The organism is Chryseobacterium sp. AC405b (genome assembly GCF_979258685.1).
Window position 1 is genome coordinate 2,177,308 of the sequence record NZ_OZ409877.1, and the last position, 24,873, is coordinate 2,202,180.

At 33.8% G+C, this 24,873-nt stretch carries 12 protein-coding genes and 1 tRNA gene; 6 read left to right on the forward strand and 7 right to left on the reverse strand.

All coding sequences use genetic code 11. The annotated features are described in order from the left end of the window. Positions 1-8: 8 nt before the first annotated feature. Both ACZZZA_RS10590 and ACZZZA_RS10595 read left to right on the forward strand, forming a co-directional pair. Complete coding sequence (locus ACZZZA_RS10590) at positions 9-10,340, forward strand: SpvB/TcaC N-terminal domain-containing protein (protein WP_463431579.1); 10,332 nt, start codon at positions 9-11, stop codon at positions 10,338-10,340. A gap of 871 nt (positions 10,341-11,211) precedes the next feature. Continuing rightward, positions 11,212-11,595, forward strand: a complete 384-nt coding sequence (locus ACZZZA_RS10595; protein WP_463431581.1) for a hypothetical protein — start codon at positions 11,212-11,214, stop codon at positions 11,593-11,595. On the opposite strand, the gene ACZZZA_RS10600 is transcribed toward ACZZZA_RS10595, so the two are convergent. After that, positions 11,561-11,634: transfer RNA gene (locus ACZZZA_RS10600), tRNA-Arg, on the reverse strand. The two genes, ACZZZA_RS10595 and ACZZZA_RS10600, sit on opposite strands and share 35 nt — an antisense overlap. Positions 11,635-11,711: 77 nt before the next feature. Here ACZZZA_RS10600 and ACZZZA_RS10605 point away from each other — a divergent pair. From ACZZZA_RS10605 to ACZZZA_RS10615, 3 genes are read left to right on the forward strand one after another with little or no spacing between them, the layout of a single operon-like run. Continuing rightward, positions 11,712-12,728 carry an ABC transporter substrate-binding protein gene (locus ACZZZA_RS10605; RefSeq protein ID WP_463431583.1) on the forward strand — a complete coding sequence of 339 codons (1,017 nt, stop codon included), beginning with the start codon at positions 11,712-11,714 and terminating at the stop codon, positions 12,726-12,728. Positions 12,729-12,768: 40 nt separating this feature from the next. Beyond that, positions 12,769-13,413: a monofunctional biosynthetic peptidoglycan transglycosylase gene (gene mtgA / locus ACZZZA_RS10610; RefSeq protein WP_463431585.1), complete on the forward strand. Its 645-nt coding sequence runs from the start codon at positions 12,769-12,771 to the stop codon at positions 13,411-13,413. Between the two features lie 13 nt (positions 13,414-13,426). Further along, positions 13,427-15,460 (forward strand): recombinase, encoded by a 2,034-nt coding sequence (locus tag ACZZZA_RS10615; RefSeq protein WP_463431587.1) that lies wholly within the window; start codon positions 13,427-13,429, stop codon positions 15,458-15,460. Here ACZZZA_RS10615 and ACZZZA_RS10620 read toward each other — a convergent pair. The 6 genes from ACZZZA_RS10620 to ACZZZA_RS10645 form a co-directional block, all read right to left on the reverse strand. Continuing rightward, positions 15,438-15,734 carry a hypothetical protein gene (locus ACZZZA_RS10620; protein ID WP_463431589.1) on the reverse strand — a complete coding sequence of 99 codons (297 nt, stop codon included), beginning with the start codon at positions 15,732-15,734 and terminating at the stop codon, positions 15,438-15,440. The genes ACZZZA_RS10615 and ACZZZA_RS10620 overlap by 23 nt on opposite strands. Continuing rightward, positions 15,721-16,365, reverse strand: coding sequence for a hypothetical protein (locus ACZZZA_RS10625; protein WP_463431590.1), 645 nt, complete (start codon positions 16,363-16,365; stop codon positions 15,721-15,723). Before ACZZZA_RS10625 ends, ACZZZA_RS10620 begins: the two co-directional genes overlap by 14 nt. Positions 16,366-16,398: 33 nt before the next feature. Next, positions 16,399-17,502 (reverse strand): DNA replication/repair protein RecF, encoded by a 1,104-nt coding sequence (recF, locus tag ACZZZA_RS10630; RefSeq protein WP_463431591.1) that lies wholly within the window; start codon positions 17,500-17,502, stop codon positions 16,399-16,401. Then, positions 17,499-17,807, reverse strand: a complete 309-nt coding sequence (locus tag ACZZZA_RS10635) for a type II toxin-antitoxin system RelE/ParE family toxin (RefSeq protein ID WP_463431593.1) — start codon at positions 17,805-17,807, stop codon at positions 17,499-17,501. The genes recF and ACZZZA_RS10635 overlap by 4 nt, the downstream gene beginning before the upstream one ends. Beyond that, a complete protein-coding gene (locus tag ACZZZA_RS10640; protein WP_463431595.1) occupies positions 17,795-18,031 on the reverse strand; it encodes a hypothetical protein in 237 nt (78 codons plus the stop codon). Before ACZZZA_RS10640 ends, ACZZZA_RS10635 begins: the two co-directional genes overlap by 13 nt. 329 nt (positions 18,032-18,360) lie before the next feature. Further along, on the reverse strand, positions 18,361-18,822 hold the full coding sequence (locus tag ACZZZA_RS10645) for a hypothetical protein (protein WP_463431596.1): 462 nt from the start codon (positions 18,820-18,822) through the stop codon (positions 18,361-18,363). Between the two features lie 18 nt (positions 18,823-18,840). Between ACZZZA_RS10645 and ACZZZA_RS10650 the strand changes: the two genes are divergently transcribed. After that, the gene (locus tag ACZZZA_RS10650; RefSeq protein WP_463431598.1) at positions 18,841-24,795 is read left to right on the forward strand and encodes an alpha-2-macroglobulin family protein; all 5,955 of its coding nucleotides are present in this window, start codon (positions 18,841-18,843) and stop codon (positions 24,793-24,795) included. Positions 24,796-24,873: the final 78 nt, after the last annotated feature.

Genomic DNA, 24,873 nt, shown 5'->3' on the forward strand with positions numbered 1-24,873 from the left:
ACCAAATCATGAAAATAAAATCACTTAAACTTCCTTTTAGAAAGAAGTCGGCTCTGCTGGTATACTTTTTTACAACGATGTTTATCTTCGCAAGTTTTACGAAAGAAGACAGATATAAAGTCAGAGAATGGAAAAAAGATCTGATGGGCAAGTTATCTGATAAAAAAGATCTTACCCCTACTGAGTCAAATTTGAATTTAGATGAAATTCTATCTGATCAGTATCATAAAAAGACCTTAAATACTATTTTAAGGAAATCTGAAATTGATACCCCCTCTGAAGGTTTAAATTTAAATCAGTTTTCTGATCAGGAGTATAATTTTGAAGAAAAAACTTCTGAGATACTGAATTCCTATTCAGCTAAAGAGAAAGAAGGAACAGTCGGCGTGTTTTCAGACGAGGAGGAGGACAGGGCTTCAGATAACTTTTTTACCATTGATATTCCTGTTTTGAATAAAGAAGATTCTAAAGCTTATTTAGAATATGATTTGTTTGGTTTATCCTCACATCAGTCCGTGCCGAGATCCATTAATCACAACCTGGTTATGGGCGGTGAGATTATTGTACCTCAGGCTGTATGGAGTCATCAGAGAGAAGAACTAAGTTCTGAAACCGTAAAAAGCGGTATCAATACAATTTTGTTTACGTCACCCTCTGCCGGAGTTAAATACAAGGTGAAAAACATGAAGATTGTTTTTGAAAAGAGTAGAAATTCATCTAAAAACTTAATTGTTAATTCTGCTCTTTCAGGAGATCAATTATATGTAAAAGGTTTCAGTAAATTATCGACAGTTATTCATGTTAACGGTAGTAATGTTGACATTAAAAACGGTGAGTTTGAGAAAATTATTCAATTGTCTGAAAAAGATAAACTAACCGGAAATTTTTCGGTTACAGCTAATGGAATCGCTCAGTCATACAAAATTCCTGCAGACACAAAATCCTTTAAAGTTTCAAATAATAATTATTTCAGTTCAAGGGGCGTCATAATATCCAATGACAAAGAATTTGATATTCAATACGAAGATTTAAATTTGAAAATAGAAAAAGAGACCTCTGAGTCTGCATATGTTGAGGTTTTAAAACTAAGAGAAAAAGATATCCCTTGTACTTCGAGCGGTCTTAAAAATGTTACACTGAATAAATCAGGATATCGTTTTTCTGTAGTATCTGGAAAACTGAATAAAAAAGTTAAAATCACCATTCCTTACGATGAAAAAAGACTGGGATTAATTTCACCAAAAGAAATTAAGGTTTTTTCGTTTGATTATAACAAAAAGCAATGGATCGTTGCGGGGGCTTCGGTTGTTGATCAGAAAAATAAAACATTGACATTTGAAGGTAACGGTGATGGTGATTATATTAATGGGATTATTTCAGTGCCCGAATCACCGCAGCTGAATGCTGCACAATCAACAGGAATAAGTGGTTTGAAAGCGGGTAATCCTGTTGCTGGCGTATCAATGATTGCTGCTCCGTCCGCTAATCAGAAAGGGGATGCAAAGGTTTCGCATCCATTGGTAATACCTGCAGGAAGAAAAGGGATGCAGCCAAACTTAGCAATTGGATACAGCAGCAACGGCGGAAATGGCTGGTTGGGTGAAGGATGGGATGTTAGTGGGTTATCAGCCATCACTATAGACACGAGATGGGGGAGTCCTAAATTTGATCAACAGGATGAAACTGAATTATATTCTTTAGACGGGGAAATGTTGGTGTATGATGGCAACTATTTGCCCCACCGACATAATGACATCAGTGAAACAAGCACAGTTTTTACCACTAACAAGCAGAAAAGAAACGAGCTTATTCAGAATAATAAAAAAACCTTTTTTATACGAAGAAACCACGATTTCACAAAGATTGAGCGTTACGGGGTCAATACAAAAGAATATAGATGGATTGTTACATCAACCAATGGCACCAAAACCTATTACGGTGGTGATGAAAATTCTGTAAATACTGATTTTGTGATAAAAGACGCTTCACAAAATATTTTACAGTGGGGAATTTTAAAGGTGGTAGATGTCCATGGGAATAATATCAAATATGAATACGATAATGTCATAATTAATAATCAAACCGGTGACAATGAGAACCTGAATAATGGAGTCTACTTTCATGTAAAGAAGATTTTGTACACAGGAAAAGATGGAAGTGATGGTAATTATTCTGTAAATTTTGAACGAGATAACACAATAGCAAGACCTGATATTAGCATCAACGCAAAATTGGGAAGAAAAATAATAGAACCTTATCGACTGAATAATATTGTAATAAAATTTGATGACGAAATTATTAGAAGATATAATCTTATATATGGTGTAGGGGAGTTTTATAAAACTGTATTGCAGGATATTATTGAGTATGACGGTCAGGATGAATTTACCAATCAGCACAGATTTGAATACTATAATGATCTGAAAGAAAATTCTGATTCACCAACCGTAAATTTTGGTAATGATGTAGCAATTGACGGAGGTGGTGGAAGCGATGCATTTCCTATTCTGCCTAATTTTCTTAAACCATCAAAAATTTCGGCAAATAATAATTTTGAATGGGGGGTTAGCGGAAGGGTTCCCGGAGTGGGACTTGACTTTCTGATACCGAACCCTACGAACGGTTATGGTCATATAATGGCATCTTTCAATATCGGTCATTCTGAAGCTGAAGCTAAGAAAGCCCAGGAATTGATGGATTTTGACGGTGACGGAATACCTGATTTAATATTCAGAAGACCAAGCAGCGGGCTTTATGTGCGTCCTGGTAGCTTTAGCAGTGGTGATATTACATTTGGCTCAGAACGAAAAATTCAGCATCTAAACAGTAATTTTTCCTTTACAAAAACTAAAACCAATAATATAGGTTATGATGCCGGAATTAAAGTTTTCAACATAGGTTTTAATTTTGCCCAGATATGGTCTACCAGCAAAAGCGATACATCTGCATTTATCCTAGATTCCAATTCGGATGGGATCATGGATGTTGTTAAAGATGGTCAGGTTTTATTCGGAAGAATGAATCATATTACAGGAAACGTTGAGATGACCCAATATAGCGATTCCACTGAAAATATGGTTATTGTAGCTGATGCTCTTACGCAGCATACATCGCCCTTGGAAGGTTCATGGCAGGATGTTGTAAAAAATGATGTTATTAAAGTCTGGATTGCTCCTCGCGATGGTTTCATAGAATTTGATGATACTTTGAGCATTGAGAATATGACTAATGCAAAAGCTGTTTACTCCGTCGAGATATTAAACCCTTCTGATCCTTTAACAAATGTTAGAATTTATTTGAAAACGCTTACAGAAGGAATGGTCTCCCAGATCATTAACATTAAGAAATACAATGATCATTTTGCGGCTATTTCAGCGTTAATGCCTATTAATTTAAATAATCACTTAGCTGTCAATGATGCTTCATTATTGAAAGTAAAAGCTGGGGATAAAGTATTTGTACGCCTGCATAAAGATGAAAATAACAGTTACAGGGTTTTTTCTAATCCTAAGATTACTTATGTCAATACTGATATACCTGCAGCGATTATACCTTATTATAATCAGGAAGGATTTAATATGAATAACGGTCACTATTCAGAAAATTTTCTACTGAATAACAGATATAAACCTTTTCAAATCTCGGCTCCAGGAACCTTAAAAATCACAGTACCAAGTGTGGATTTTCCAAAATCTACGGATAATATTACTTTTAAAATCGTTAAGGTAAATGTCACTACCGATACTGAAACAGAACTTTATAGTCAAACATATCCACCAAGCAACAGTGCGTTTCAGACAATCGCTTTACCCTCAAATATTTCAGGAGTAACAGATCTGACATTCACGGCAAATGATGTACCGTCAGCTATTCGATTTGTAGTTGAAAGTGATTCACATATTTCTTTCAGAGACAGCAACTGGAACAGAATATATGTAGATCATTTTCCTTCAGCCGGTGCTTCTCAGTCAAGCTTCGTAGCAGCAGAATATCCGTCTTTTTATATCACGGAACTTAATAAACAGGTACAGATTAATGAACATTTAACAGGTACTCCTCCGGCGGGAACTCAACACTATAACGTTGAACTTAATAAAAGTCTGTTTGCTAATGCCGGACTAACTAAAGGTAGCTTCTATTATATCATAAAGAAGGATGGACAGGTTCTTGGTAAGAGGAGAATTATAAACCCTATCAATTCGGGAAATCTAGTTGAACTTAATATGGAAACCAATCAGCTTGTGTACGGGGTAAATCCTATCAATTTCTACACAGGTGATCTTTCCACGGCTACGTCAAATGACGGAAGAATTAATATACAGGTTTACTGTAAGTCAGAATCGGATTATAATTTTTATAAAGAGTACAGCAATTTATATCAAAATAAGCCTTTTAATATCTATCAGGGATCTTCAAATAGTGTATTGGTTGCCGTTAACCATACTTCCATAAATTCTTCATCACTTGAAAATGTAAGCCAGTTTTACCGTAATTGGGGGCAGTTTCTTTATAATGAGTTTGCAGATGTAAAACCGGCCAGCAATTCTGATGGTTTTATATTGAATCCGGATACTCCAGCTGATGAATATGGAAGGCTTATCAATGTAGGTTCACTTGCAGGAATCAATAATCAGACAAACTTAAGTTTTCCTGTTTGTGATAATTTATCTACACCTCAGGCAACAGCGGAATGTATAGCACAACAGCTTAATAATTCAGGGTTTTACCAAAATCCTACCAATTTCACCCCTAAACCAATTCAGCCGCTGAACACAGAAATTACAAGCAGAAGGATTACTTTGCCGTCTGGTGGACAGGGCCGACGATTTGTGGAAAAATGGATAGGTATCGGACCAGAGCAGTTTGCCATGAATGATTCTTTTAAAGATGATGAGTCAGTTACAGGATTTTTTAATCCACAAACCGCTAACCCGGAACCTCCGGATAGTTTTATTGTACAAGGAAATGTTGATACCAAGATGTTTGGTATCAGTAAAAAATATTATAGTAAATCAAGAACCAACACTTTAAGTGGCAGCCTTTTCGGTTTTGGTCTGCAGAACGCAAACTCGGTATTGGCAGGTGATGGCAGCCTCACTTTGCAGGATTTTATGGATATGAACGGAGACGGTTATCCTGATGCGGTTTACAAAGACGCTATGCAATTGTCAAATTCTACAGGTGGGCATGGTTCTATCAGAAGCCCCTTTGTGAATGCTTATATTTCAAGTACCAACAGCTATTCAAACACCCTTTCACCTACCTATTCGCCTGAAAAATCCATACAGACAGGGGCTGTTGCCAGAAACGGTGAAGTTCGCAGCACACCTTCAACAAGCTGGTATACTCCAAGCGTGGGTATGGGGAGCGGAATTGATACTTCATCTCCATGGTCAGGACAGGTATCTGCAAATTATGATTCAAGAGATACAGGTGAGTCGTATTGGCTGGATATTAATGGCGATGGTATGGCAGACCGAATCACAGGCGGCGGTACTTCTTCAATGAAATATTATATAAATCTTGGGAACGGATTAGACGGAGGTTATGCTTATAAAAACTCAGAAACGTATTCATCCGGACCTGTCGGTTCAGTCGGATTGGGTTATGCTTTCGACTTAGGTGGGATTTCTTCTCTTCCTGTAAGTGTTAGTGCGTCTGCATCTTATGCATTAGGCTCTTCTAAAACAACATTTGAAGACATTAACGGAGATGGCATGATTGACATACTAATTGTAGGAAATAATCAGACTCAGGTGAAATACAATTTAGGGAATAAATTTTCTGACCCCGTGACATTAGCCAAAACAGGTTCTGGTGTAGATTACAATAATGAAGCAAAAACATACAGAGGTGGAATATCTGTAGGTGGAGGATATTATTATACAGTGCCAATTGTTTGGTGGCCATTCTTTCCAATACCTTTAATATATCTTAAAGTGGGTGGACAAGCTTCAGCCCATGTTGGATTATCAATTGCCGAAGTTGATAAAACTTTCAAGGATATGAATGGAGACGGATACGCAGATTTGGTTATTTCAAACAATGATGGGTTTACGGTTAACTACTCAAAGATCGGACGAACGAACAAGCTGAAGAGTGTTACCCGAAATGCAGGTGTAAATCAAGATCTCCACCCTCTCAATATCGTCTTTCTTGACTATACCTTTAATAAACCTACTTATAATGATCCTCATGGAAGGCTGGTATTAAGTGAGGTTAAAATGATAAATCCTGATGCTCTATCAGGAAATCATTTGGTTTCAACACCGGGTAAAGACATGGTTACAAGATTTAAATATGAAAATTCTCGATATGATCGTAGAGAAAGGGATTATTTTGGTTTTCAAATAGTTACTTCAGAGGAGATGAACGGAAATTCTGTTTTCAGATCAACTGTAGAGACGTTTTACAATAATAATTATTTTCTTCACGGCCTTCTTATTAGAAGTACTCTGTTAGCTGGTGGAACAAATGTTTTATCCCAGACAACAAACGCCTATACACTGCATAAATTTAGTAATAACAATACTCTGATCAATTTATCGGCAGTTCCCGAAACTTTTGACACTGGTGGAACAGAGGGAAGGAAAATGGCAATAGTTTTATTAAAAAATACCATAAATGATAGATATGAGAGTGGCGGAAGTGTAACTATTAATACGACGAACACCTACAATACTAAGGGGCAGATTGAAAAATTTGAGTACAATAGTCCATCAACTTCTTACAATTCGCGGATCACTTATCATGACTTGAACAATAATATATTAAATATTCCTAAAGAAATAAAAGTTCATAATGGCACTTCCACCGCCAATACCTTAAGAAGTAGAGCAACTGATGTAGATAGCAATACCGGAAATATAACCTCTATTTATGTGGATCTCAATCCTTCAGAGATTGCAGTGACGACATTCAAGTACGATTCATTTGGTAATATTGTACAGGTTACTTATCCTCCTAATGAGAACTTTCAAAATTATCGTCTTTCTTATGATTATGATGGTTTAAATAAGTATGTTGTTAGGACTAAAGACAGCTTTGATGTGGAGTCTTCTGCAGAGTATGATCCTAGGTTCGACGCTGTAACTGAAGCTACAGATACGTCAGGCAATAAGATCAAGTATACATACGATCCTAAAGGTAGAATTATTTCAATCTTAGCACCATATGAAGACGGAGTTAATCCGTATACCGTCCGTTATGAATACTTTTTCCTGAATCCACCATCTTCAACCGGTTTCGGAGCTGCATATGGAGCCCTGACACAGAACTATGATCCGCAAGACCCTAATAATCCAATCGAAACGATTTCATTTTCGGATGGTCTTGGAAGAAGTGTCCAGTCGAAAAAAGATATTGATGTTGGCGGTGTTGAAAAAATGTCAGTTTCTGGAATGGTAGTATATGATAGTCAGGGTAGGGCAATTAAAAATTATCACCCGACACAGGAGATTAAAGATTATTCTGTGCCGAATTACGGTAACCGTCAGATTAACCTAAATTTGTCACCTTATTTTACAACTTCCGCTTACGATGTTTTAGACAGAGCTACGCAACAGACTGATGAAGATAGTCATGTGACAAATCTATCCTACACTATTGATAATGGTAATTTTAAAATTACTGCAATTCAAATGCAAAACATGAGTACTCAACTTAAATCTGAGACATTTAAGAATGCTGAAGGCAAAGTAGCCAAAACCATTAACTTTTTAGGTGGCCAACCATTACAAACGTCCTTTGATTATAGTTTCCTAGGTCAACTTGAAACGGTAACAGATCCTCAGGGAATAAAAACCTATTACGACTATGATTTAGCAGGCAGAAGGGTTTTTGTAAATCATCCGGACCATGGAATTTCTACCTACAAGTATGATCCTTCAAGCAATCTGATTCAGCATCATACTGAAAACCTACAGAATAATCCGAATCAGCCTTTTATAAAATATAATTATGATTACAATAGAATTCTTGAAGTAATATTACCGGACTTACCAAACGGTACAAATCCTTCCAATGTTCAGTATGAGTACGCTGTAAATGGATCTGGTAATAATACAGGGAGAGTAATTTACAAAAGGGACAATTCAGGTATAACAAGATATGAATATGGAAAAATCGGAGAAATTGTACAGGAAGACAGAACTGTTTTTGGCTACAATATTCCAACAATGAACTTTATTACTAGATATAGTTACGATAGTTGGAACCGTATACGACGTCTTATCTATCCTGATGGGGAGACTTTGGATTACGAATACAATCTAGCTGGAAATTTAAGAAGAATTGTCAATGGCCAAAGTTATGAATATGTAAAAAATATTGTATACGATGATTATGAGCAACGCACGCTTATAGAATATGGAAATAATGCAAAGTCTGAGTATACCTATTTGCCGAGCAGTCGCAATTTAGCCAATCATATTTTGAAAGATGATTCCAATAATCAATTGTTAAATAACAACTATGCTTATGATTATGTAAAAAATATTATAAACCAGACAAACACTGCTGGGTATTCTCCCAACGATATGGGTGGTAATTATTTTCAGGAGTATGAGTATGATCAGCTTAATCGATTGACAAATACAAACGGGAATTTTAGTGGAAATAATAATTCTTCATATGCTACAAAAAGTGCCAGTAATGGGTTGTCTGTAAGCTATAATGAGGCTGGAGGAATTCTTATAAAGCAACAGGATCATGTGCAAAACGGTACTCTAAATATGCAAAATACGTACAATAACGAATACCACTATTTACCGGGTACTCATAAAGTGGAGTATATTGAGGATACAGTATATGGTAACGGAAATGAATATTTTGGATATGACAGTAACGGCAATCTGATATATCATAATGCACCTATTGGTAATATTCAGTTGTTTTGGGATGAGATGGATAGATTAAAAGCGTATAATTCAGATATGGGTGCTTATCAGTATTACACCTATGATGATAAAGGGGAAAGAATTATTAAATATAATCTTCAAAATTCAGCTCAGTTGTATCAGAATGGAAGTCTGGTAGATTTTAATCTTGCATTTAATGATTTTAAAGTTTATCCTAATCCTTACGTAGTTATCAACTCCAGCAATATCTATACTAAGCATTATTATGCAGGATCGCAAAGAGTAGCCAGCAGATTTTTAGAAGGTGCAGAAAAATTTAGGGTAGAATCGCGTACTTCTAAAAAAGAGGATAAAAATGAAAAAGTAGATACGGAAAGTGATTTTATGACTTATCTGAAAAAAGCAGGTTTGGATGCAGAAAAAGTGGAAACTGAATTTGCTAAAGGTCCGGGAGCTCAACCTGATATTTACTATTACCACGGTGACCATTTAGGTTCTGCCACATATGTCACCAATTCACATGCAGAAACAACTCAATTTTACCTAAATTTACCTTTCGGGGAAACTATGGCAGAACAGATGACAGGTGTTTATGACAATCCATATAAATTCAATGCCAAGGAACTTGATAGTGAAACGGGACTGTACTATTATGGAGCGAGATATTATAACCCTAAGTTGAGCATATGGTATGGTGTTGATCCGATGGGAGAAAATATGCCGAGTTGGTCGCCGTACACTTATACACTAAATAATCCAGTACGTTTTACCGATCCAACAGGTAAATGTGTTCCTGGAACACCAGGTTGCCCGGGTAAAGATAAGCCCGAAAAAAAGGGAACAAAAGAAAAAGGAGATTGTGAAAGCTGTAAAGTTATCAATTTTTATACGAGTGGAGATGTTTTAAGTTTTGTAGAAGATCAGGTTTATGAGGCAAAATATAAAGGCGTAACTAAAAAACAATATGATGAATTAAGAAGGCGGTTTACTACAGATCCGGGATTAATTAATGATAATGGTTTAGCAGATTATGAGTTAATAGATCGTGATGGTAGCGGTGGCGTTTCAATAAATGATCATGTTGACATTGAAATAACTGGTGATAATGGTTCAGTCGTTGTTCAAGATGTAGGTGCTAATGATTCTGGATTTTATGCGAAATTTGCTACATTAGAGGGACACCCCGATGCAGGTTATATAAATTTCGGAGCTTTTTATGACGAAAAATCTCAAACGCTGACATATCGCATTAATAATACCACAAGAGCTAACTCAGGTTTAATTGTAGGTTCATTGGCGTCAAGATATTTTCAAAAAAGACAATGGAGACAGGTTTTATCTAATGTTTCAGATATAATAAATCATTCTCCCTCCAGTGCAACCCAGACCTTTAATAGATCTGACCCTGGACAAACACAAGATATAACAAAGGAGGTTATTAAAAATAGAGATAATAATAAAACCGGAGGAGGAGGATGGTAAACTATTTTAATTGTATTTTTTTAATTATTTTTATAATACTCAATGTATGTTTGCCCTTTTTTATCTCGTTTCTAATACTCGGTAAAAAAGGAGCATGGTATAAATATTTTATTTCTGTTTCGATTTTGTATTATTTAACAGGAATAATATTTATCTCGGTCATTGATTATTTTGAAAATATAGGAAATGAATTTAACTCAATATTTGTCTGTGAATACTGTGATAAAAAGTATGATTTAGGAACTTGGGTCGCTGTATATCAATTTAGTCTACTTTACTATTTTTTAATTCCCCTGATGATAGGAATTATATTTTGGATAATTAAGTATTTTATTGAAAAAAGTAAAAAGTAAGGCTCTTCCTAATACTAAAATTAATAGGGTTATGTATCAACTTAGTAATATGCAATTTTAAAAATCACCACAGATTGATTATCAAAATTCATTAAAATAAAATATAAAACTAAGAGCAGGATAATCCTATTGATTAATGTCGGAGAAATTTATATCGTAAATGACTAAGGGATCATTAAGAATAATAAACCAATAACGTTACCTTTTAAGAGGATTGCTGATCTGTCTAAGATGCAATAGAACTCTCACTAGTGGTACTAAGGGTAGAAGCAAGCATTACTGCTATTACCATTGCACAACTTCATGTTGTTTTACATAATTCTGAAATTTATAATCTTTTATCTAAGAATTATCAAAAATTAGTATTGGTGCTGAGGATAATGAAGATTATTTTAAAGCAAAATTTCTCAATAGTTCAAATGGTCTGAATGATGAACGAAAGATTCTTCAAAATAAACTTGATGCTATTGAAGCTAGAATCGACAAAGCTAGAGATTTATATTTAGAAGATAGATTAGATGAAGACGATTTTCAGAGAAGTTAATAGGAAAAACAAGGTTGAACTTGACGAGCTTATATTCAAACTCAATGCACTTAAAGAAACCAAGAAAGATAATAACGTTGAACATAAGCAGGGAGAGGCTTTACGAGCTGTTACCAATATTTCAGAAAGATACAAAACTGCAGATTCATTAGACAAAAGAGCTATAATTGGTTTGATATATCCTGAAAAGTTAACCTTCAACGGAGAATATTTTCAAACCACTAAAATCAACAGTTTTGCAGAGAATATCTTCCTGATTAAGAAGGAAATAGGAAAACAAAAAAACCGACAAAGAAGTGAAAAAACTTCAAATGTCGGTCTTGTGACCTCGACAGGATTCAAACCTGTAACCTTCTGAGCCGTAATCAGATGCGCTATTCAGTTGCGCCACGAGGCCTTATTTAAAGGTTTGCAAATATAAGACTTTTTTGCTTTCTTTGAAAGATGAAATTGAAATTTTTAATTTTTATAACCTTGTTACTGCTAAACTCCTGTAAACAAGAGCAAAAAATATCGCAATCTGGTCTCATTTCTTTATCTTCCAATTTAAGATATCAGGTACATGACGGAAATGTGCATATAAAATCAGGAAAGTTCGAGTATGATTTTAAAGAGAGTCAGTTACCTTTCAAAAGAGTTATTTTATTAAATGCGAGCTTATTAGGATATATTTCAGAAATTGAAGCAGAAAATAGGATCATTGGAGTTTCTAGTCCTGAATATATTTATTCTCAAAAAATTAATGATTTGATAACACAAGGACGGATACATAATGCTGGAAACGATCAGAAATATGATGTCGAAAAAATTATTTCTCTGAAACCTGATGCAATTTTCACCAATTACATTGCAAGTTTTGATAACACCTACCAGCTTTTAAAAAATAACGGAATTCAGGTGATTTTTTTAGATGAATATATGGAACAGAAGCCATTAGAAAAATCTGCATATCTCAAACTTTTCGGAAAACTTTTCGGAAAAGAAAAACTTGCAGAACAAAAATATGCTGAGATTGAAAAAAATTATATTGGGTTAAAAAAATTAGCTTTACAATCCAGGTCAAAACCAAAAGTTTTAGCCAATGAAATGTATGGTGATGTATGGTATTTGCCTGGTGGAAAAACCTTTACTGCCCATTATATTGCAGACGCCAATGCTGATTACATTTTAAAAGATAATAACGAAGAAAAGGCAGTAACCATGAGCTTCGAAGAAGTTTTTGCAAAATCTAAACAAACTCAATACTGGGTAAATGCCGGAAACCATCTTTCAAAACAGGAGTTATTGAATATCAATCCGTTTTACAGCAAAATTGAGGTTTTTAATAAAGGTAAAATTTACGGAGTTAGTGGCAAAGAAAAGCAACAGTCTAATGATATTTTTGAAAGTGGAGTTGTACGTGCCGATCTTATTCTTAAAGATTACATAAAAATCTTTCATCCGGAGCTTTTGCCCGAATATCAGTTGACTTACATGAAAGAATTGCAATAGCTCGCAGGAATTTTTTATTTTTGCAGCAGTATTTAAGCTTATGTGGAAAAAAATAAAGCAGTTCATTTTTATCGTTCTTGTCTTGAACGTTGTATTTATCATTTGGGGTCGATTTTTTAATCCGCCTGTTACCATTACTCAAATTGGTGGACTTTTCAAATATGGAAAGCTTAATCGTGATTATATTTCCTATGATGAAATGGGGAATAATGTAAAAAAAGCAGTAATTGCCTCTGAAGATCAAAAATTTTTTAATCATAACGGTTTCGATTACACTGCGATTGAAAAAGCAATGAAAAATAATGAAAAAGGTAAAAAACTGAGAGGAGGAAGTACAATTTCTCAACAGACCGCTAAAAATATTTTCCTTTGGCAGGGCAGAAGCTGGATAAGAAAAGGTCTGGAAGCAATTTATACTTTCATTATTGAAAAAGTCTGGAGCAAAGACATTATTCTCGAAAGATATCTGAATTCTATTGAGATGGGACAGGGTGTTTTTGGCGTTGAAGCTGCTTCCCAATATTATTTTGGGAAATCTTCAAAAGACCTTTCTGCATCAGATGCAGCTTGGATTGCCGCAGTTTTACCTAATCCGAAAAAATATGATCCTAAAAATCCTTCAGCCTATTTGCGAAAGAAACACAATTGGATCATGAGACAGATGAGAAATGTAAGTTTGAAATAGTATCTTTGTACTAATGAAATTTCTCAGTTCTAGTACAAAAAATTTTGAATCTGTTCTTAAAAAATATTTTTCTTTTAAGAACGAAACCCTTTCGCTGGAACCTCTTGCTGAGTTTCTGGAAAGCATAAAGAAAGCTGATTTTACAGACGTTCTGAATTGTTTAAAGGCAAATCCTAATTTAGCTGAGAATTTCAAACATTATATTCACAACATTTTTGCGGGCAGACCATTCAATTTATCGTTAACTGAAGCGAATATTTTGTCGGAGAATGCCTTTTTTCCCGAGCTGAAGAAACGGATTCTTAATAAAGTTTTACCTCCCGTAGAAAACGAGAAAACGGTTTGGTACATGGTAGACAATATCAGTTTCAGACCAAAAAAAGACCTCGAATATCTGCACAATCTTCCTGAAAATGAAATGAATGAGTTTTTTCATTTGTTGGGAATTTCAGATTTTATTCAAAAACGAAAAGTTAAAAGGGAACTTATTTTCTCGATGAATATTCTCTCGTGGCGCGTTACCGGAATGGCATTAGATGTTGAAGTTGTGAGGATGGCTCCCGAATACAGAAACTTTGACAATCCATTTTTAGCTTTACAAAAGGAGCTAGAAACTTTAGCGGAAGAGTTTAAAATCAATCCTGATATTCAGTTAAATTCAAAAGACAGCAGGTACAAACAAATAAAAATTTATACCGAGCAATGCCATGATTTTGTAAATATTGCTTTTAAAAATTCATCAAAATACGGTATTTCAGGAAAAATCAATCAGGCACTTTTGAAAATCCGCCAGCAGACGCAGAGGATTTTTGAGATCGTACAATTATTGGTCATTGATACTGATGATGATGTAATTGTAAAGTCTAAACAATTGATGTTGAATGTTTTGAGCTACAAATCTCACAAAAACAATATTTCAGAACTCTTCAACGACAGTACGAGGATGATTTCTCATTTAATCACCAATCACACTGCCGAAACAGGAAGCCATTACATCACATCGAGCCGGAAACAGTACATGAAAATGTTCTACAAAGCGAGCGGTGGCGGTATCATAGTTGGTGCTTTATGTATTCTGAAAATGTTGTACGGTTTTATGCCCGGAAGCGACTTTTACCATGCGTTTTTGTACTCGCTAAATTACGCAATGGGATTTGTGATGATTTATCTGATGGGTTTTACTTTAGCTACAAAACAGCCTGCAATGACGGCCGCAACAATGACTAAGGTGCTGTATGAACAGGAAAATACCCAAAGAAACAATACTGAATTTGCAGATTTAGTTTCCAAATTATTCAGAAGTCAGTTTATTGCGTTTGTTGGGAATGTGTTGCTTGCTTTTCCGGTTGCTTTGGCGATTATTTATGGTTTAGATGTATTTTTCTCACAGAATCTGGCGGTCGAAAAATCTGAAAAATTACTGAGAGATTTAGATCCTTTTAATTCTAAAGCGATTCTCCATGCGAGTATTGCAGGTTTTTATCTTTTTATTTCGGGGATTATTTCAGGGAATATCGGTAACAATTCCGTATTCTTTCAGATTCCGGATCGGATTGCCAAAAACCAGTCGATCAAAAGGTTCTTAGGAGCAAAATTCGCAAAAAGCCTTTCAGAATATTATGCTAAAAACTGGGCCGGAATAATTTCAAATTTTTGGTTTGGTGTTTTTCTTGGCGCTACAGCTCCGATCGGCTTATTTTTCGGTTTAGATCTGGATATTCGTCACATTACGTTCGCTGCAGGAAATTTTGCTCTTGGATTGTACGGAAAAGATTTTAGTGTAGATTCTTACACGTTCTGGATTTCGCTGCTCACTGTTTTCATTATCGGATTTTTCAACTTTGCGGTGAGCTTTAGCTTGTCGATGTTTTTGGCATTCAGATCTAGAAAATTAAATTTTGGTGAAGTAAGTGAGATTTACAGAGAGATTTTCAGATACTTTTTAAAAAATCCGCTCAAATTTTTTATTCCGTTGCGATCTAGTTTTGATTTTAAAGCGAATGATTTAGTGAAAAAAACATCGATTACAAAATCTGAACATCCGTAAATTTTTCTTCCCCGAATTTATCCTGAAACTTTTTGAGGTAAAAACTTTTTCTCATTTTAAAATCATTTTTCAAAAGCGGAGAATCTATTTTTATAATAATTGTTTTATCTTCAATATTTACACTTTCAATTTCATTAAATAAACTTTCATCCAGATATTCTTCAAGAAAATCTTTAATTTCAAAAGCCAATAATTTATCTTCAAAACCATAAATTCTGGCAAATGATTTTACCAGTTCAGAGGATTGAAATTCGCGTTTTTTATTTCTTTTCATTACTTACTTCTGTATACTGAGTTTTTATGCCCAATTTATTAAAAAAACCTTCCAACGTACCATAAATACTTTGGCAGTAAATGTCTTCTTGAAATAATTTTTTAGGTTTTGACTCAAATCCTTCACATTGAAAACAAATTTCAAAGTAAGAAAAAATTTGATCATTTTCATCATAGAAAAGAATAGCATTTCTGGGAAAGTAACATCCACGTGAACTTATTATTCCAGTTGAATACTTGTCGCATTCATTGAAAATAATATTCGAAAGCTCTTTAATTTCTACTAAGTTTAAACTTTTTTGTTGCTGAATCCCATTTAAATTTTCTACAGATAAAATGTCAGATAATTTAGTTATGGTTTTTCTGTTCTTATGATTTTTCATTGCAATTGTGTCATCAATTGCGATAGGTGAATAAATTGGTTCTTTCTCAAAGTCTAAATTATAGGAGATGACCTTAACTTTTGAAGTTTTATTAAATGGAAAATTTTTTATCCGATTGTTAAAAGTTTCGGGCTTAAAATCTCTATTGATAAAACTATTGGAGATTCCTGGCGGAGGTGGTGCTTTCTTCTTTTGCCCAAAAGAAACTAATGAACAAATAATTAAAAAAAGTGTAAATATTTTTTTCATAATTCTGTGAAAATATGTGATATCTGTGAGAGATTAAATCTCAAAGATTATACTTTCTTCATTGATCTTCTTCACCACACTTTCTGTACGTTCTCTGTGCGTATCAGTAATGAAAATCTGTCCGAAATTTTCCTGATTAACGAGTTTGATCAATTGTGCAACACGAGTGTCATCCAGCTTGTCAAAAATATCATCTAAAAGAAGAATCGGAGTTTTTCCGGTAAGTTCCTTTATCAAACTCATTTGAGCGAGCTTTAACGAAATTAAAAAGGATTTCTGCTGTCCCTGCGAACCTATTTTTTTGATAAGCACAGAATCCATTTCAAAAAGCAAATCATCTTTGTGAATACCTTTTGAAGTATAAGTGAGCATCCTGTCTTTATCTATATTTTGATCTAAAAGTTCCTGAAAGATTTTATCAGGCTGAGTAATGTCAAAACCTTCCAGTAAATGTGATTCGTAAATCACCGAAACCGTTTCTTTTCCGCCCGAAATAATCTGATAAAAATTCTGAACAATGGGATTGAGTTTGGCTACAAATTCTTTTCTTTTCTCAAAAATTTTAGTTCCGGATTTCGTGATCGGGTCATCATAAATTTCTAAAGAATCTCTGTCCCAAACCCTGTTTTTTGCAAAATATTTCAATAAAGCATTTCGTTGCTGAATGGTTTTCTGATACTGGATTAAATCAAAAAGATATCCAGAATCGGTCTGTGAAATCATTGAATCTAAAAACTTTCTTCGACTTTCCCCAGAGTCTGAAATCAAATTAGAATCATACGGAGAAATCATCACGCTTGGCAAATAACCGATATGATCTGCCATTCTATCGTAGCTTTTATCATTTTTTTTAATGATCTTTTTTGCGTCTTTCGGTTGAGAGATTTTGATGCTGTCTTCACTGTCATCATTCTGAATTTCAGCATCAATCGTGAAGAAATCCTCATCTTTTTTGATGTTGTTGGTATCTGTATTTCCTAAGAAACTTTTACCAACAGAAAGATAATGCAAAGCATCAAGAATATTGGTTTTCCCGGCACCGTTATTTCCCACAAAACAGTTGATTTGTGGCGAAAACTCAAACTTTTTTTCAGAATGGTTTTTAAAATTGTATAGGGTAAGTTTGTTGATGATCATAATCCTAAAATAGTCTTTAATTTTTCAGGATTTTGGCTATTATCCCATAATGCAGCAATATAAATAATGTTTGATTTTCTTTTATACACTAAACTATAATTACCTAAAAATATGTTTCTAAAATCGGTGTTTTTTATTTTTTTGTCAATTTCGGGTTGTTGTTTAAGAAGGTTGGTGTATTCTTTAATTTCAAATTTTAATTTTTTACTATAATTAAAACTCTTGTTTCTGGCATTATAATGTTCAAAAATTAACTTCCTCTGTTTTTGTGCGATTTCTGTCCAGGCAATTTTTATTTCATCCATTCTTCATCTAGTTTATCTAATTCTTCTTCAGAAATAACACGCCCATATTGTATGTCTTCTTCAGCAACTTGAAGCATTTTTATCTGGGCATCGGAAAATTCAATTTCTTTTTCTTCAATCTGAGTTGAAGAAAAAATTTTATCAATGGCTTCTAAGAAAACTTCATTTTTAGATGAAAGAATTTTTTCTATCAAACGATTTCTAAGCAATTGTAAATTTTCCATAAGAAGATATTTTCAGTAAAGATAAAAATTTCATTTCGAAAAATAATTGAGAAGCCACAAAAACAATAAGGGTAATCCAGAACAAGATTCTACCCAAAAAGAATAATATGAATCGCTGTTGGAATCTTTAGAAAAATAAATCAGAACAAAAGTAAAGACGGAGGTGATGAAAAAGCTAAGTGAAAACTGAATATTTAAATAAAAAATAGATAAAATTGTTGAAATAAAAACCAAAGTATAGGCAAGATATTTCGTTTTTTGAATTCCAATCAATTTTGGAAATGTTTGAACAGCATCACTTTTCATATCCCGGATGTCGAACGGTAAAACTAAAGCCGTAATGAAAAAAAGCTGATTAAAAATATAGGAATATCAAATTCAGGTAAAGTCAGCCAGCAATTGACTAATGCCCAAACCAAACCCACATAAAAGACTTTCAATAAAGGGATTTTCCGGATGTAGTTTTCCAGGAAAAAACTGTTATATAATAATCCTAAAATCACAATCACAAACCATTTTATCAACCGTATTTCATTATGGTTAAAAATTATCAAAGCAGCCGAAACAATTCCTGTTATGATATTAAAAATGAAAATTTTATAAAAATATTGGGTATTCTGATATTTTGTGTACAGATATCCGCTGAAATAGGTGATGAATATCAAAAGTGCAGACGGATAACGGAATGTATTTTGCTCAAGCATGAAAAATACAGCGAAAAAAGTTCCCATCAAAGAGACAAAAATTTGGCTGTCTATGATAGATTTTTTCAGTACTTTTAAGCAATTCATTTAGTAAAAATAACATTTATGCAAAGATATTCCAAGATTTTGTTTCTTATCCTTATGCTGCTGAATTTTTCAATGGTTTTTTCGCAAAACTATTACGATCAGCAATGGAAAAAAGTACAGGAAAATGCAAATACGGGAACTTTTAAATCTAATCTGCCCATCATTTTAGACATACAAAACCAGGCGATGAAAGAAAATAATGCTCTCCAACTTATCCGTTCTCTTAAGGCGGAATTCAGTATTGTTAATCGGACCTCAGATGATGATAAAAACAATTCTGCTTCAAAGTTTTTTGTTAAGCTTCAAAATGCTGAAAAAAAATTGAAAGGCGAAGATCTTTTGGTGTATAAGGTTTTGTTATCAGGCTTTATGTTCGATTATTACAATGATCATTATTGGGAGGTTAACAGAAGAACCAATATGAATTCTCAGGATATTTCGCAAATTGAAACATGGAGTAAGCTTGATTTTAAAAATTATTTAATCAAAAATTATATCGAACTTGATAAACTGAATCAGGCGATGAAAAAAGTTTCTTTGACACAATATAAAGATGTTTTTTCTAATACGAATGATATTGCGTATTTCCCGACTTTGCTGGATTGGTATTCTATTGAGAAAATCAGTTTCTTATCTAATGCTCAATTGTTTACCAAAAATGAATTAACTGAAAACAGAAATACAATCAATGCTGTTTTTGATAATTTGATTGCTCAAAATTCAGGAAACTCTAAGTTGTATTTTATGCATCAGAAATTGTCTGAAAATTGTGAATTGAGTCAGTGTAAAGACAAACTGGAGCAACTTCAAAATTTAGTTCAGTCGAATATTGATGGTGATTACAAAGTTCTAATAATAGAGGAAATCATGACTGAACTGATAGCCAAAAACAAACAAAAAGAAGCATTAGCAGTAGGAAATCAGGCAAAGAATCAATATCCGAAATCTTCTTTTTTAGAAAATATCAAGAATAAAGAAAATCAGGTCATTAACCCCTATTTAAGTTTGAAATATGAAGAACAAACGCAACCTGATCTGTCGATTCATTTGGTTGCTGAATTCAAGAATGTTTCAGAATTTTCACTGAATATTTATGAAGTAAAAGATGATTTTTTATCATTCATACAATATGCTAAAAACCCTTATAACAATGCTTTTGCAAAAGTTAAAAAGACTTTGTTAAAGAAAGAAACATACAGTTTGTCTGACCCAAAAGATTATCAGCTTCACAAAACTTCATTGGAAATCAAACCTCTTCCATCAGGAATTTATGTTGCAGAGTATATTGTAGCAGGTTCCGATGAAAAAGAATCGATACAAAATTTTTATTTTTTTGTTTCAAAAAACAGGATAATTTACCGATCTAAAGATGACAGAAATCAATTTTCTAATGAATTGAAATTAGTAGTTGCAGAAAACGGAAAACCCGTCAACAACGAAAATATAAGTTTCTATGAATTTGTACAGAATAAAACTTTAAATAAAGTCGCAGGGAAAACTGATGAAAAAGGTGTTTTTAAATTTCCGACAACGGCAAATACTGATTATTACAGAACTTTTCTGATTCATCAGCTAAAAACCAATGATTTCCAAATGATGGAATTTTATGGTGACAGCGAAAATGTAGAGGATGATAATCCCAATAAAGAAACTCGTACGAAAGCTCAGATTTTTACAGACAGAGCGATTTACAGACCGGGGCAAACGGTTTATTTTAAAGTGATCAATACAAGAATTGAAAAAGAAATAGAATCAGTCGTATCTGGTTTAAAGCAGAAAATAACTCTAATAGATGCAAATAATGATATAATTATCACTCAAGAATATATATCTAATGAGTTTGGTTCTTACCACGGAAGCTTTGTTTTGCCAAAAAGAAAACTGAACGGCAACTTCTCAATTGTAACAGATGGAAATTCAAATGGATATAAATATTTTCAGGTTGAAGAATACAAACGTCCGAAATTTGAAGTCACTTTCGAGCCAGTAAAAGATGAATACAAATACGGACAAACCATCGAACTGAAAGGAAAAGCAGTGATGTTTTCGGGTGTTGCGTTGAGTAATACGAATATTGGTTACGAAATCAGTAAACAAAACATCCGTTGGAGATATTTTCCCTGGTATCCAAACGATAATGAAAATGAAAACTCAATTCTTGGTGAAGCAAAAACCAATGAAAAAGGAGAATTTATAATAAAATTAGACCTTAAAAAAGATGAAAATGTAGAAGGAATTCAGATTGATAATTACCAGATCAGTGCTTTCGCAACTGACATCAATGGTGAAACACAGACTGCGAATACCAATTTAAAAGTGGCTTCTGTCTCTCATTATATTAAAGCGGATGAGATTAACAATACTTTTGCTGATGAAAATGTGAAAGTAAAAGTTGAAACTAAAAATTACAACGAGCAAAATCTTACAAAATCTTATCAGGTAAAATTATCAAAGTTAGATGCTCCAGACAGGATTTTCAGAAGCAATTTTAAACTGGAAGTTCAGAACTTACCGAAGTTTTCAAAAGAAGAATTTATCAATAAATTTCCGCATGATTTGTATGATAAAAACGATGAAGTTGAAAACTGGAAATCAACAATCGTTTTTGAAAAAACTCAACAGCCTAACACTGATAATCAACAATCCTCAACTCATCTCGATTTAGGAAAACTTGAAGCCGGAGATTATCAGCTGGAACTCTACAATATCGAAGGAAAAGACACTATAAAATCTACTCAGAAATTCAGTGTTTGGAACAAAAAATCTTTAAAACCAAACCAAAAAACTTTTCTGACGGTTTTAGAACCTAAAAATGAATTTTCAAGAGGCGAGAAAGCTAAAATTTATGTATATTCTGCAATTCCTGATGCTTTGGTCAATGTATTTATTCAAAACGGTTCAGGAAAAACGGTATCTGAAGTTCACAAATTTAAAAACGGAATTTTAGAATATTCGGTTGATATCCCAAAGGAAAAAAGTATTGTTAATTTGAATCTCCAATTTCAGGTGGTTGCATTTAATGATGTACAGACCGAAGCGGTTAATTTAAAAATTAAAGAGACAGAACAGCCTTTAAAAATAGAAACGGTAACATTCAGAGATAAAATAGAACCCAATTCTAAAGAAAAATGGTCGGTGAAAATTTCCGGAAATGATAAAGAAAAGATCAATGCTGAAGTTTTAGCCAATATGTATGATATGTCTTTGGATCAGTTTGCGGTGAATGCTTTTAACTGGGAAAAGCTGTATATGACTTATTCATTTGTTACTTCCTATCATATCAGAGAATATTTAGCTCAGAAGTATTATCAGAAGCAAATGAAATATTACAAAGGAAAATTTGTATCAGTTCCCAATTTTAATTGGTTTGACGGAAACTTGGGATTAGGTTCAGATACCGATGTTGATGGAATATTGGATAAAGATGATGCTTGTCCCACGGTTCCTGGTTTACCGGAATATAATGGCTGCCCGAAACCCAAAAAGGTAACGGCAATGGAGATAGAATCTAGTATTTCTCCAGCACCTATTTTAAGTGATAGGTCTGAAAATAGAAAAAATGTTTCATTTTTACAATCTCTTCAAGGCGAGGTAGCGGGTCTAAGCATAACTTCTGCTTCAGGTACTCCTGGATCTTCCAAGGGAGAATTAGAAAATATCCCAGTCCGTCAAAATCTCAACGAAACTGCATTCTTTTACCCAGACTTAAAAACAGATGCCGAAGGAAACGTCAGCTTCGAATTCACTTCGCCGGAAGCATTGACCAAGTGGAAATTAATGTTCCTGGCTCACACAAAAGATGCAAGATCGGCAACTTTAGAAAAAGAAGTGATTACGCAGAAAGAATTTTCAGTAACCCCAAATTATCCGAGATTTTTGAGAGAAGGTGATGAGTTGAATTTGCAATCCAAACTTTCGAACTTGACCAGTAAAAAATTAAACGGTTCTGCTCAGTTACAAATTTTAGACGCTTTTACCAATGAAGATATTTCGTCTGAATTTGGTTTAAATGCTGGCACTCAGAATTTTAATTTAAATGAAAACGGAAACTCAGCATTAACATGGAAAGTGAAAGTTCCTAATAATGTTTCTTCTATTATTTTAAAAGTTGTAGCAAAAGCAGGAGCTTATTCTGATGGCGAACAAAAAGCAATTCCAATTTTGCCAAACAGAATGTTGGTGACCGAAGCAATTCCGGTTTTTGTAAAAGAAGGAGAAACGAAGACGTTTGAACTAGAAAATCTTAAAAATTCCAATTCTACGACCATTTCAAATGTTTCAAATACTTTGGAACTGACCACAAATCCGATCTGGGAAATCATGTTTGCACTTCCAAGTCTGAAAAATGATCAGAATAATTCTGCGGATGTGATTTTCAATAAATGGTTTGCCGATGTTTTGGCTTCGGAAATTTTTAAGGCCAATCCGAAACTGAAAACGGTTTTTGAAGAATATCAAAGCAAAGAATTATTAAATTCAAATCTTGAAAAAAATCAGGAACTGAAACAACTGTTGCTGGATGAAACTCCATGGGTTTTGGAAAGCAAAAATGAGGAAGAGCAGATGCAGAAACTGGCATTGCTTTTCGATGCAAATACGATGAAAAATTCTATCAACCAGGATTGGGATGATTTCAAAAAGCTACAGAATCCGGATGGTGGTTTTTCTTGGTATCAAGGGTATCCGAGCTCTTACGGAACATCGCTTTATATTCTTAAAAATTTAGGTAAAATAAATGTTTGGTTAAAAGATAACATGAAAGATTATCAAAGTTCAGATCAGAAAGAATTGGTTGAAAAACTGGTTCGGTATGTTGATAATGAAATTAATAAATATACGGACGTTAAAACTGAAAATGTTATTAATAACTGGACTTTAGATTATCTCGACACCAGAAATTACTGGGAAAAACAGTTTCCTTTAAAAGACAAAGGAGCAACGTTAAAATCTTTGGTAAAACAAAAAGCAAAAACGACAAAAATAACCGATTTCACATTCTTCGGATTGCATCGTACAGCTTTACTGATGAGCGATTATGGTTTGAAAGATATTTCAGATAAATTATTAAATTATTTAAAAGAAACTTCTGTAGACTCAAAAAATCAAGGTGTTTATTGGAAACAGAATCTGGATGATTGGGGCTGGTTCAGTTCAAAAGTTGTGAATCATGCAGGAGCTTTGGAAACTTTCAATAAACTTAAACCGAACGATCAGAAATTCATTGAAGACCTAAAAATCTGGCTGATTACGCAAAAAGAAGTCAATTCCTGGGGAAGTTCAAGAGGAACTGCAGAAGTGATTTTTACGATTTTAAATTCAGGTAAATCATGGACCTCAACTGACAGCGATAAAGCAACCATTATTTGGGGCGGCAAAGAACTGAAACCCGAAACTCAGGCGACAGGTTATGTGAAATCTACTTTGAAAACAGATGTTTTAGATAAAAATCTAGCGACAGTTACTGTAACAAAACCCGGCGCTGGAATTGTTCAGGGTGGGTTGTTCTGGCAGTATTATGAAGATTTAAATAAAATAAAATCTTCTGAAAATTACATTTCCATCACGAAAGAGCTATACAAAAAAATAAAAACGATAAACGGTGAAGAATTGCAGAAAATCTCTGCAGAAACACCGTTGAAAGTTGGCGATAAAGTAACCGTAAGAATGATTTTGAATACAGACCGCGCCATGGAATTTATTCATATTAAAGATATGCGGGCTGCAGGATTTGAGCCTTTGGATGTGATTTCAGGTTATCAGTGGAAAAATAATTTGGGTTATTATCAATCAACAAAAGATGCTTCCACCAATTTCTATATTCAATACATGCCAAAAGGAAAATATGTGTTTGAGTATGATTTTGTAGCCAATGCATCCGGAAAATTCTCTAACGGAATTACAACCATGCAGAACTTCTATGCTCCGCAAATGAATGCGCACACGAAAGGAAGCAATGTAGAAATTTCAGAATAATGTAAATAATAATTATAGCCAGTTCCCCTCAGAAATGTGGGGAATTTTTTTATTTAATATTTAGAGAAAATGTTTCAC